Consider the following 10,842-nt stretch of genomic DNA (forward strand, 5'->3'; position numbering starts at 1 on the left):
AGTTGCGGAGGTGAAGTATATAAAACCTAAAAAAGAAAATAAGAAAAAGGTTTCTTTGGAATTATCAACAAGAACACTTGCCATATTAGAGCATTACTCTAAATACACTCAATATAGCCAAGAAGAAATACTGGATATGTTTTTATTAAACCTATTAGAAGATACTGATTTCATAGAATGGGTTAATAAGCAAAGATACAATAAGAAAATACTTGCTTCATTGTATGATACTATTAGTGATTCGGAGTTGAAGGATAATGAAACTAAAGAGATTGTCAGATAAAACTGTTAGTAAAGTAAAAGTTATTCCACCTATTACTCAAGAAGAATTTAATCAGAGGGAAATAGACTATACCACTTTATCAAAGATGGAGTTTTCGAGAAAATATGGATACCTTTTATATACCCCAGTAGAATTAGTTGTTGATAAAAAGTTTTATAACATTCAAACTAACTTTTGTGCTAACCCTTTTTGTAAATGGTATGGTAAAGAGCAATTTAAGTATAAGAATCTAAAGGGAAATCCTTCTCGATATATAATTACAGGAAAGAGTTTTAAATCAATAAAGTGTAATGATATTGATGATGATACTATTGATAAGCCTGTAATAAGAAGTTATGTGGCTCCTTATTCAAATTGGGCAATGGCAGAAGAAATTAAAAGGTTAATAGATATTAATACTACAGTTCCTATCGAGCCTGATTATATATTCCATAAAGAAGATTGTTCTAAAAAAGATTTAAATCCGTTTGATAATCCTAATAGTTTTTATAGACGTGGTAAAAGTTCAAGCAACTCTCAAAAGTATCAGTGTAAATTATGCAAGAAAATTACAAATGTCTTACCAGAGCAGAAAGAATGTTTTACTTATTATCAAAAGAAGAATGATATACTACCTCTATTTATGAAACTAATATTAAGCAGAACTCCTGTAACAAGAATATGTGAAATATTAGATATTGGTAGCAGCACTTACTACAATAAATTAGAGTGGTTATATAGAAGGTGTTTAGAATTTCTTGAGCGACATGAAGATAAGAAGTTAAAGAAAACTCATTTCGATACATTATGGCTTAACACTGATAAATTCACTTATCATCTTAACAATGTTAGAAAAAAGGGACATGGTAAAAAATCTATTTTGGAAAAAGAGAAACCGTTGTTTCCTACAAGCATTATAGCGACTACAGATTCGAGAAGTAGATATATATTTAGAGCAGATGTTGCTTTTGATTTTACTACATCCGTAAACGAAGTTAAAAATGACTATATAAGATATAAGGAAGATAAGTTGAATACATATTTGCAAAAGACAAGTAAATATAAAATATCTAAAACAACTACTGATTCTACTTTAAGTGAATTGGAACTTTTTTTAAGAGATTTAGAAGTTAGAAAATCATATATAGATGGATTTCATGTTAATTCAACATACACTACTTATGCACATCATTGGCTAATAAATAACTTGTTAAATGTTGATAAGTTATTTATAGTTACGGATGAAGATACTTCTTTACTAACATCTCTTTTGAGAATATATAAAGGAAGTATTTCAAGTAAAGATACTCATATTTTCACCTGCAAGATTGATAAAGAATTAGATAAAAATGAAGCATATAAACAATATTTAACTCATAAAGAAAATATTAAATTATGGCAAGAGGCTAATGATTTAAAAGAAGGTTTAGGCAAAGCAGCGATAGACCTATTGGCTCATACTATATTTAATAATGATATATATATAACTGAAACAATTAACGGAAAAGATTATGTTGTTGGAACTAATGGTTCTATCCCCCATCCATTTCCTTATAAAGATGAAGGATATAGATATATTAATTGTGTTACAGATTTATCTAGCCTTAATTGTTATGAATTAGCAGAGATAATGTATAGGGTAGATTTGAGGTCTATAAACACTTTTTTCAATCAGATAAGAAGAAAGGTATCAATATTGGAAAGACCATTATCAGGTGGCAGAGGAGAAGGGAAAAGTTATATATATGCTAATTTTAATCCTAAATATGCTCAATATATGATAACTATTTTAAGAACATATTTAAACTTCTGTGAGACTTATAAATATAAAGGTGAAGAAATAACCCCTGCCATGAGATTGGGAATATCTAAAAAGAAATATAACATTGAAGATATTTTATATTTAAAGTAATTGAATATAAATAAAGCGTAAATGACTGACTATTAATAGTCAGTCATTTACACTTTATTCTAATTATCGAAATCATCTTCATTTAGTTTATTATCAATAATTTGTTGTTTTTTCTTATTTATATTTATCATTACCGAACGAAATACAAAGAAGAAAAGGACAAAACTAACAAAATATAATGCCAAATTTTTCACATTATATTGCCCGCTTAATATTGCAAATAAAATTACGGAAGCAATCCCTGAAACAACTGTGTTTAATAATATTTTTTTCTTACCCTCGCCATTTGGGTTCCATATATCAATCCCTTTTGTTAAGTTACGAATTGAAATAAATCCCCCACATCCTATTAATGCAAAAAATTCAACAGCATATTGAGCGAATGGAGCATTCATAAGAAATTTCTGTACAATAATAGAAATCATCAATCCAACCACTAACCACCCGTATGCCTCACTTTGAATTTTTCTTCTCTCCAAAAGTATTCTTTCATCTTGAATTTTATTGTTCTTCATCTAATCCCTCCCAAAATAAATCATTTAGTGTTTTGTTTAATGTTTTGCAGATTGCTATACAAAGATTTAGTGTAGGGTTATAATCACCAGATTCAATAAGCCCTATAGTTTGTCTTGTTACGCCTACTGCTTTAGCCAAATCATCCTGTTTCATATCGCATTCAATACGAGCGATTTTCATTCGTTTATTTTTCATATAGCACCTCCTTATATTACATACTATATAGTATATATTACTAAATGTCAAATATATATTGCATTAAGAATAAAATAATAGTCATATAATATTTGAAACGCTTTGGATAAATATACATATTTTTACTTACTAATCCTTTTTTATTGTATATATAATGAAAAAAGTTCTAAGTCATTTATTTAACTTAGAACTTTAGTGATTTATTATGTGATTCTGTATGAGATTTTAATTGTGATTTCTTATGAGAATTTATAACTTTGCACCTCAAAACGGAACCCGTTGAATTAAACTCCACTCTTTTTCTTCTTATTATTTAAATGAAGCAAATGATGCATCAGATGGCATTCTCCAATCACCTCTAGGGCTTAAAGAAATAGTTCCAACTTTTGGACCATCAGGTAATGCGCTTCGTTTAAATTGTTGAGTGAAAAATCTATATATGAATTTATCTAACCATTTTTCAATCTCTTCTTTAGAATAGTCATTTTTAAAGGCATTTTCTGCTAAGAATAATATTCTTTCTTTTGAAGAACCATGTTTTATAAAGTGATATAGGAAAAAGTCATGAAGCTCGTAAGGACCTACTATATCTTCTGTTTTTTGAGAGATATTTCCCTCGCTATCTTTAGGTAGCAATTCAGGACTTACTGGAGTATCTAAAATATCTAATAATGTTTCAGAAACATCTTTGTTAGATTCATTTTCAGCTACATACTTAACTAAATACCTTACAAGAGTTTTAGGAATTGAAGGATTTACGGAGTACATGCTCATATGATCTCCATTATAAGTACACCAACCTAATGCTAATTCAGAAAGGTCTCCAGTACCTATAAGTAATCCACCTTCTTTATTTGCTAAATCCATAAGTATTTGAGTTCTTTCCCTAGCTTGAACATTCTCATATGTTACATCGTGTATATCTTTATCGTGGCCTATATCTTTAAAGTGTTGAAGAGAGGCTTCAACTATGTTTATTTCTCTAAGGTCACAGTTAAGTTCCTTACATAGAGTTAAAGCATTATTATAAGTTCTATCTGTAGTTCCAAAGCCTGGCATTGTAATAGTAATAATATTTTTATTATCAATGCCAAGAAGTTTAAATGTCTTAGCAATTACTAGTAATGCTAAAGTAGAATCAAGTCCTCCGGAAATTCCTATAACAGCTTTTTTTAAGCCAACATGCTCTAGTCTTTTTGCAAGAGCTGATGATTGTATATTAAAGATTTCTTTGCATCTTTCATCGCGCTCATGAATATTTGATGGAACGAAAGGATGCTTATCTATATATCTAGTAAATTCATTTATTTTAACATCTTTAAAAGCGAAATTAATATATTTAAATTGATGTAGTAAAAAAGATGAAGAATCTCTAAAACTTAAATTCTTTAATCTTTCAGAGTTTAATTTAAATACATCTACACAAGATGAAATAACTTCATTTTCTCTTTGGAATCTTGAGTTTTCTTCTAAGATAGATCCATTTTCAGCTATAATAAGGTGACCACTAAATAATAAATCTGTTGTAGATTCATATACACCGGCTGAAGAATAGATATAAGAAGACATACATCTAGCACTTTGGTTAGAAATTAAAGATTTTCTGTAATCTTTTTTGCTAACTAGTTCGTTAGAGGCTGAAAGATTACCTATAATATTGGCACCAGCTAAAGAAAGATAAGAGCTAGGGGGAATAGTTACCCATAAATCTTCACAAATCTCAACTCCAAATTTATAATCTCCAGCATTAAATATTAAGTTTGTACCGAAAGGAATATCTTTTTGGAATGAAAGGTTAACTTTTTGGTCTATTATGTTGACACCTTGAGTAAACCATCTTTTTTCATAGAATTCACTATAGTTGGGAATATATGACTTAGGAACGATACCTAAGATATTTCCTTCAAAAATTAGATAGGCACAATTGTATAATACGTTATTATGTAAAAGTGGTGCACCTACTGCTATTAACATATCTTTATCTATGCTACTTTTCACAATAGACTCTAAACCTTTTATAGATGCATTTATAAGTGAAGAATTTAAAAATAAATCTCCACAAGTATAAGAAGTAACGCATAATTCAGGAAATACTAAGAATTTTATATTCTTATTTTTTGCATCTTCAATACAATGACATATATTTTCTATATTATAAACTATATCTGCAACTCTAGTTTTAGGGCATGCTGCTCCGACTTTTATAAAATCCATTTTATCATCTCCGTAAATAAATATTATTTAGTATTAGATTAAAAAGTTAATATAATACATATAAGACAATAATAAAAGGAAAATGCTATAAAATCAACGAAAAGAAAAGGAAAATTAAAACTACGATATTAAATGGTTTAAAATAACTTATAAAATAATAAAAAATAACTTGCAATAAAATAAAAAATAGCATATACTGTAAGCATGAAGAATAAAATATATAAATATCAATTTATTGGAAAGTGTTATATAATAAACTTATCCACAAAGTTGTATCTATATATTTCATGGTAAAATACTTTTATTATTAATGAAAGGGGGAGAACTATGTTAGATGTTATTATTTGGTTAGTAGTAGCAGTTGTCGCAATAATAGTTGATATAGTTACAAGTAGTTTTATATTTATGTGGTTTTCAATAGGAGCATTAGTAGCAATAATTTTATCATTCTTTGGCATAAGTATGGCTTTGCAGTTTATAGTATTCTTGATAACGGGAATAGTTTTAATTGCTGTGGGGTATCCTTGGGCTAAGAAGAAATTTAAGGTAGAAAAAAATCATACACTTACTATGGAACAAGCATATATAGGAAGAGTTATGAAAGCAAATGAAGATATAGTTGAAAAATCTAAGATTAAAGTAGATGGAATATATTGGACAGCATATAACAAAGGAAAGAAGATAAGTAAGGACGATCAATTCGTTATAGTAGGAATAGAAGGTAATAAATTAATAGTTGAATTAAAGGAGAATTAGTATGATTAAATTAATTGTTATTGGAGTTTTATTACTAATAGTATTATTAGTATTACTATCATCTATTAAGGTAGTAAACACAGGTTATTTATACGTAGTAGAAAGATTGGGGCAATTTCATAGAATTTTAGAACCAGGTTGGCACTTTATGATTCCTGGAGTAGATTTTGTAAGAAAAAAGGTATCAACTAAACAACAAATTTTAGATGTACCACCTCAATCAGTTATCACAAAGGATAATGTTAAAATTTCTGTAGATAATGTTATTTTCTATAAGATGTTAAATGCAAGGGATGCTGTATATAATATAGAAGATTTTAAATCAGGTATAGTTTACTCAGCAACAACTAATATGAGAAATATCATTGGTAACATGACTTTAGATGAAGTATTATCAGGAAGAGATAAGATAAATTCAGATCTTTTAAGTATAATTGATGAAGTTACAGATGCGTATGGTATTAAAATTCTATCAGTTGAAATTAAAAATATAATTCCACCAGCTGAAATACAACAAGCGATGGAAAAACAAATGAAGGCTGAAAGAGATAAGAGAGCAGCTATTCTTGAAGCCGAAGGGCAAAGACAATCTCAAATTGAAAGAGCTGAAGGGGAAAAGCAAGCTAAGATTTTATCAGCAGAAGCTGAAAAACAAGCTAATATAAGAAGAGCAGAAGGTTTAAGAGAGTCTCAATTATTAGAAGCTGAAGGTAAAGCTAAGGCTATAGAACAAATAGCTATTGCTGAGGCAGAAGCTATCAGAAAAGTTAACCAAGCAATTATTGAATCAGGTACAAATGAAACAGTTATAGCATTAAAACAAGTAGAAGCTCTTAAAGAAATGGCAAATAATCCAGCTAACAAGTTAATTTTACCTAATGAGACATTATCATCTTTAGGAAGCATTGCTGCTATAGGAGAAATGTTAAAAGGTAATAACGAATAAAAGTAAAGAAATAAGGAAATATTATAAATAACCCAACAGGGTTACGTAGGAAGAGTTGTCGTATGAATTTTCATATGGCAATTCTTTTTTTGTATAATTTTGATTATTAATTGACATAAGAAGGAGAACTACTATGATATAATAGAGTTAATGAAAGAAAATAGTGGAGGTTAATATGTTTTTTATTGGAATATTTGGAGTTGATAATAAAGAAAGAGTAATAAATGAAAGTCAGAATATATACTGTAAAGGATGTAATAAGTACGAATTAGGGAAAGTTATTAAAAAGTATAGCTTTTTTCATTTCTTCTTCATTCCACTATTTAAGTGGAATGAACAATATTATGTTATTTATAATGAGTGTAATCATATTTATGGTATATCAAAAGAAAAAGGTAAACGTATAGAAGGTGGTGAGAAAATAGAGATAAATTATTGGGATTTAAAAGACTTAGATGGATATAGTTATAATGGTGGTAATATATGTATTAATTGTGGAAGAAAAATAGAAGAAGGTTTTGTATTTTGTCCATATTGTGGTGAAAAATTAAAATAGAATTTTGAAGTGATTGTCAAGTTTAATTACATAATAAGTAAAAAATTTTGACTATATCAAAAAAACATATATAATTGTATATGTGATTTTTCAGAATATGATATGAGGTGACTTAATATAATATGGCAGATAATAATAAAATACAAGAAGAAATAATAAAGGCAGATATTAAAGCGGTAGAGAGACTGTGGAAAAATAGCATTCAAGATAACTTATTGGAGTCTTTATTAGAAAAAATGACAAAGGAAGAATTAGTTAAAGTTGCTAAAAAGTATTCCATTAAAGGACTAACATCTTTAAAGAAAGCAGATGTTGTTGAAAGAATAAAAAATGGTATTTTAGAAAAATATGAACAAGCTTTAGATGTTATCAATGAAGATACTTTAAAATTTATTGAAGAGTTAATAGAGAATAATGGACAAAAATTATATAGCTGTAATGATATAATATATTCAAATTATTTAAGAAATAGAGGATTAGTATTTACAGGAACTGTAGATGACGAACTTTTTGTAATATTACCAAAAGAACTTATAGAATTATTTAAAGAAAAAATAAATAAAGAGTTATATCAAAAAGCTAGACTAAATAGAGAGATAATAAGAGCTATAGCAGGAATGATATATTATTATGGAGTTATGGATATAACTTCTATTAAGGAAAATTTAGAAAGAGTATTCGTATGTGAATTTGATTTAGGTTTTATAAAGACTATAGCGCTAACTGGGGAAGAATTAGGATATGATTATGTGGTTGATGAGGAAGTCTTATACCATATAGATGTTGAAGATGTTGAAAAATTAATAAAAGATCAAAGTTTATGTCAGAATGATTATTATAAATTTGATAAGAAAAGTTTAATTAAGGCTGGTGAACCAGATTTTATTGAAGAAAATAAACAGGCTGAAAAACTAAAAAAAGTTTTTAGAGAATTATTTGTTATAGATAATAATATTTTAAGAGAAGAAATGGATTCATTCATAATAGCTATCAAGAATGAAATGTCAAAAGATGAAGCTATAGAAGCTTTCTTAGAAGCTTACGAAATTGAATCTGATGAAGAAAAAGATATTTTTAAACATGAATTAGATGTTTTTGCTAGAAGTATTAGAAGATGGACTCTAAAAGGAAATAATGAAAACGAGATAAAGAAGAATGAGCAAAGAGTAGTTAATGAAGTTAAAATTGGAAGAAATGATCCTTGTATTTGTGGAAGTGGTAAGAAGTACAAAAAGTGTTGTGGAAAATAATGAGGTTATAAATTATGTTCAATATGGCCATTATAGTAATTGGAATAATTGAGTTTTATATAGGTGTAACCATAAGTGTTTTTTCAAAATCTAAAAAGATAAATGGATTTATCAAATTTCTTTATGATTTTGAAGATGAAGAAGGAAAGATTCAATCAATATTAAATAAATGGATAGGTGAGAATTATGGTATTGTGGGAAGTATGTATGTATTTCTTGCAAGTATAGCTATAGCATTTAATGCAGATTGGTTTATGTTAATCTTAGAAATATCAATAGTAGAATTTTTAAGTTATAAAAGGATAAATAAAGGAATTAAAGATATAATAAAGAATTCACAATAGGTATTATACTTATTGTGAATTTTGCTATAGGAAGTGGTTAGCGTTGGATAAGTCGTATTTGTTTAATAATTATATAAGTATAGCTAGAGGTTTTTTAGCTGAAAAGAATAATATGAAAGCATTGAAATTTCTTAAGAAGGCTTATGAATGTGAAGAAGGAAAAGAAGATGTAGAATTAATTTTAGATATAGCACTTTTATATGATAAGATTGGTAATCCTGTACTATCTAAGAAAATGTACAAAGAGGTTTTGAATATAGATGAAAATGAAGCTAGAGCATACTATGGAATTGGAGTACTTTATGATGAAAGTGAAAATTTTATAGAAGCTATAAAATATTATAAAAAGACAATTTCTATTGATGAGAATTATGATAAAGCATATTTCTTTTTGGCTAATTGTTATGATGAGATTGGAGAAAAAGAGAAAGCGATAGATTGCTATAAAAAAGTAATAAATTTAAATCCAGAAGATTTATGGGCAAATGCGAATTTAGCCTGTATATATGATGAAATCGGAGAAAACAAATTAGCACTAAAATATATGATGAATGCTTTGGAGATAGCACCAAATCATTTTAGAATACTATTTAATATGGGAGTGTTCATGGCCAAGTGTGGAGATGAAGAGAAAGCTAAAGAGTTTTATAAAAAATCTATTTTAGAAAACAGTAAATTTCCATATAGCTATTTAAATTATGCAGTATTATATAGAGAGAAGAATAAATTTAAAGAGGCTATTGATATTATAAGTGAAGGAATAAAAGAAAATCCGAAACAAGGTTTTTTATATTATAATAGAGCATGCTTTTATGTTAATTTAAAAGAATATGATAAAGCTTTTGAAGATTTACATATGTCTATAAAGCTTGATGAAATTTTTGAAGAATACATGAGAAATGATGAAGAATTAAATCCAATAAGAACGCTAAATGAGTATATACAGTTATATGGAGATTAAGGTAATACTTATATAGTGTATATATAAAATAAATATTATAAAAGAATTGTAGAAAAAAATCAAAATTTGATTGAAAGTTTAACTAATATTTATTATTATTAGAATAGGATTAGTAATTAAGTAGGAGTGAAATTGATGACTAATAGAAGTGAATCAGAAAGCGTACTGAATAAATTATTAGTTCAGTTGTTTAGAGATATTTTAGATATTGAAGAAAAGTGGTTACAAAATAGTGAATTTTCGGATCTTTCGGTGACCGAAATTCATGTCATTGAAGCAATATCTTTAGATAAAGAAAGAACTATGAGTGAAGTAGCTTATGATTTAAGCATTACCGTTGGGACTTTAACTACAGCTATAAATAAACTTGTAAAAAAAGGATATGTAGATAGAAGAAGAATTGAAGAAGATAGAAGAGTTGTATTAGTTATGTTGACTGATAAAGGTAAAGAAGTATTTAAGTATCATGAAGAATTTCATAATGACATGGTAAAATGCACTATTGATAGTTTCTCTAAAGAAGAGGAGATAGTTTTAGTATCGGCATTAAAGAGAGTATCAGAATTCTTTGAAGAAAAATACCATCTTATAAAATAATAAGTGTTTAAATAGACATCTGATTTGATGTCTATTTTTTTATAATTAAGATAACTTAATATGAAAAATGAATAAATATATGCTTAATGTTGAATCATATTTATATAATATTAAAATTGTAAATAGAGATGAGCATAATTGATCTTTTAAAAAGTGAATATTAATTAGAGATGAAAAAATAGGAAAATTAGGATTATTAGTAATAAAGTGACCTAAAAAAGGGCAGACTATCCCTATGAGGATAATAAAATGTAAAATATTAGGTTGTTAAAGAGCTAACTAGCTCGTTTAAGCTTGCTTAGAGAACAAATCTTATCTTCCTTTTTATTAACA

General features: G+C 27.3%; 12 protein-coding genes. 9 read left to right on the forward strand and 3 right to left on the reverse strand.

Annotation, left to right across the window (positions count from 1 at the left end; genetic code table 11):
- The first annotated feature begins 10 nt into the window (after window positions 1–10).
- Window positions 11–283 carry a hypothetical protein gene (locus tag H8S10_RS10990; RefSeq protein ID WP_181481559.1) on the forward strand — a complete coding sequence of 91 codons (273 nt, stop codon included), beginning with the start codon at window positions 11–13 and terminating at the stop codon, window positions 281–283.
- Entirely contained in the window at window positions 258–2,174 is a 1,917-nt protein-coding gene (locus tag H8S10_RS10995; protein ID WP_111926163.1) for an insertion element protein, read from the forward strand. Before H8S10_RS10990 ends, H8S10_RS10995 begins: the two co-directional genes overlap by 26 nt.
- A 59-nt stretch (window positions 2,175–2,233) precedes the next feature.
- Here H8S10_RS10995 and H8S10_RS11000 read toward each other — a convergent pair whose 3' ends face one another.
- The 3 genes from H8S10_RS11000 to H8S10_RS11010 form a co-directional block, all read right to left on the reverse strand.
- Window positions 2,234–2,689: a DUF6773 family protein gene (locus H8S10_RS11000; protein ID WP_111926162.1), complete on the reverse strand. Its 456-nt coding sequence runs from the start codon at window positions 2,687–2,689 to the stop codon at window positions 2,234–2,236.
- Complete coding sequence (locus H8S10_RS11005) at window positions 2,676–2,885, reverse strand: helix-turn-helix transcriptional regulator (RefSeq protein ID WP_111926161.1); 210 nt, start codon at window positions 2,883–2,885, stop codon at window positions 2,676–2,678. The genes H8S10_RS11000 and H8S10_RS11005 overlap by 14 nt, the downstream gene beginning before the upstream one ends.
- A gap of 309 nt (window positions 2,886–3,194) precedes the next feature.
- Window positions 3,195–5,099 carry an NAD(+) synthase gene (locus H8S10_RS11010; protein ID WP_055263131.1) on the reverse strand — a complete coding sequence of 635 codons (1,905 nt, stop codon included), beginning with the start codon at window positions 5,097–5,099 and terminating at the stop codon, window positions 3,195–3,197.
- Window positions 5,100–5,426: 327 nt separating this feature from the next.
- On the opposite strand from H8S10_RS11010, the gene H8S10_RS11015 reads away from it, so the two are divergent.
- The 7 genes from H8S10_RS11015 (at window position 5,427) to H8S10_RS11045 (ending at window position 10,509) form a co-directional block, all read left to right on the forward strand.
- The gene (locus H8S10_RS11015; RefSeq protein ID WP_055263133.1) at window positions 5,427–5,855 is read left to right on the forward strand and encodes an NfeD family protein; all 429 of its coding nucleotides are present in this window, start codon (window positions 5,427–5,429) and stop codon (window positions 5,853–5,855) included.
- 1 nt (window position 5,856) lies between these two features.
- Entirely contained in the window at window positions 5,857–6,801 is a 945-nt protein-coding gene (locus H8S10_RS11020; protein ID WP_055263135.1) for an SPFH domain-containing protein, read from the forward strand.
- 175 nt (window positions 6,802–6,976) lie between these two features.
- The gene (locus H8S10_RS11025; RefSeq protein WP_186838902.1) at window positions 6,977–7,357 is read left to right on the forward strand and encodes a zinc ribbon domain-containing protein; all 381 of its coding nucleotides are present in this window, start codon (window positions 6,977–6,979) and stop codon (window positions 7,355–7,357) included.
- Window positions 7,358–7,479: 122 nt separating this feature from the next.
- Entirely contained in the window at window positions 7,480–8,607 is a 1,128-nt protein-coding gene (locus tag H8S10_RS11030; protein ID WP_186838903.1) for an SEC-C metal-binding domain-containing protein, read from the forward strand.
- 14 nt (window positions 8,608–8,621) lie between these two features.
- On the forward strand, window positions 8,622–8,951 hold the full coding sequence (locus tag H8S10_RS11035; RefSeq protein WP_186838904.1) for a hypothetical protein: 330 nt from the start codon (window positions 8,622–8,624) through the stop codon (window positions 8,949–8,951).
- A gap of 43 nt (window positions 8,952–8,994) precedes the next feature.
- Window positions 8,995–9,912, forward strand: a complete 918-nt coding sequence (locus H8S10_RS11040) for a tetratricopeptide repeat protein (protein WP_243175864.1) — start codon at window positions 8,995–8,997, stop codon at window positions 9,910–9,912.
- Window positions 9,913–10,047: 135 nt separating this feature from the next.
- Complete coding sequence (locus tag H8S10_RS11045) at window positions 10,048–10,509, forward strand: MarR family winged helix-turn-helix transcriptional regulator (RefSeq protein ID WP_055263145.1); 462 nt, start codon at window positions 10,048–10,050, stop codon at window positions 10,507–10,509.
- Window positions 10,510–10,842: the final 333 nt, after the last annotated feature.

Origin of the sequence: Clostridium sp. NSJ-49, assembly GCF_014287725.1 — a bacterium.
GTDB classification, from domain to species: domain Bacteria; phylum Bacillota; class Clostridia; order Clostridiales; family Clostridiaceae; genus Clostridium; species Clostridium disporicum_B.

Excerpts from the sequence above, each read along its gene's own strand:
- H8S10_RS10995 (WP_111926163.1), top strand. The coding sequence starts at position 258 with ATGAAACTAAAGAGATTGTCAGATAAAACTGTTAGTAAAGTAAAAGTT.
- H8S10_RS11045 (WP_055263145.1), top strand. The coding sequence starts at position 10,048 with ATGACTAATAGAAGTGAATCAGAAAGCGTACTGAATAAATTATTAGTT.
- H8S10_RS11025 (WP_186838902.1), top strand. The coding sequence starts at position 6,977 with ATGTTTTTTATTGGAATATTTGGAGTTGATAATAAAGAAAGAGTAATA.
- H8S10_RS11000 (WP_111926162.1), bottom strand. The coding sequence starts at position 2,689 with ATGAAGAACAATAAAATTCAAGATGAAAGAATACTTTTGGAGAGAAGA.
- H8S10_RS11030 (WP_186838903.1), top strand. The coding sequence starts at position 7,480 with ATGGCAGATAATAATAAAATACAAGAAGAAATAATAAAGGCAGATATT.
- H8S10_RS11015 (WP_055263133.1), top strand. The coding sequence starts at position 5,427 with ATGTTAGATGTTATTATTTGGTTAGTAGTAGCAGTTGTCGCAATAATA.
- H8S10_RS11035 (WP_186838904.1), top strand. The coding sequence starts at position 8,622 with ATGTTCAATATGGCCATTATAGTAATTGGAATAATTGAGTTTTATATA.
- H8S10_RS11005 (WP_111926161.1), bottom strand. The coding sequence starts at position 2,885 with ATGAAAAATAAACGAATGAAAATCGCTCGTATTGAATGCGATATGAAA.
- H8S10_RS11020 (WP_055263135.1), top strand. The coding sequence starts at position 5,857 with ATGATTAAATTAATTGTTATTGGAGTTTTATTACTAATAGTATTATTA.
- H8S10_RS11010 (WP_055263131.1), bottom strand. The coding sequence starts at position 5,099 with ATGGATTTTATAAAAGTCGGAGCAGCATGCCCTAAAACTAGAGTTGCA.